Below are 533 nucleotides of genomic sequence, written 5' to 3' on the forward strand. Positions count from 1 at the left end.
TCCTCGCGCCTTGCCTGCGCCCCTGCCTGCCTCAACGCGGGCCACGCCTCTGCCGCGCAGACTCCTAGCCAAGCGCCAGCGTGTCGGCCCAGATGTTCTCGGCCCAGGCCAGCGCGATCCCAGCCTCGGCCGACGTCGCGGCCGGCGACACGCCCCCGGCACCGGGCACCGCCTTCATCGTCTTTTCTGCCGCGTCGTACTGATGGACGGAAGCCACATGCATGGCCTCGGTCGGCGTGACAAAGCTGTAGCAGGTGTTCATCACCACCGGCGCCGGGTTCACCGCCTCACCCTGGAGCAACTGCAGCACGGCCGCCGCCGCGAGCTTGGCCTGCTGGTTGGCGAGATGGCCCGACTTGGGCATGCCCGGCGCCGAGAAAATCGCGTCGCCGACGACATGCACGCCCTGCGCGGCCTGCGCCTGCATCGTCAGCCAGTCGATGCCGACCCAGCGGCGATTCACGTTGGCAAAGTCGCGCGCCAGATCGCCGGCACGCTGCGGCGGGATCAGGTTCAGCACATCGGCCTTGACG

General features: G+C 69.6%; 1 protein-coding gene. It reads right to left on the reverse strand.

Annotated features, from left to right (window positions below; genetic code table 11):
* Positions 1–64 precede the first annotated feature (64 nt).
* On the reverse strand, positions 65–533 hold a 469-nt coding region (locus tag ACXJKR_RS34370), incomplete at its 5' end, for an FCSD flavin-binding domain-containing protein (RefSeq protein ID WP_457326676.1).

It is taken from the genome of Roseateles sp. P5_E11 (genome assembly GCF_054049355.1).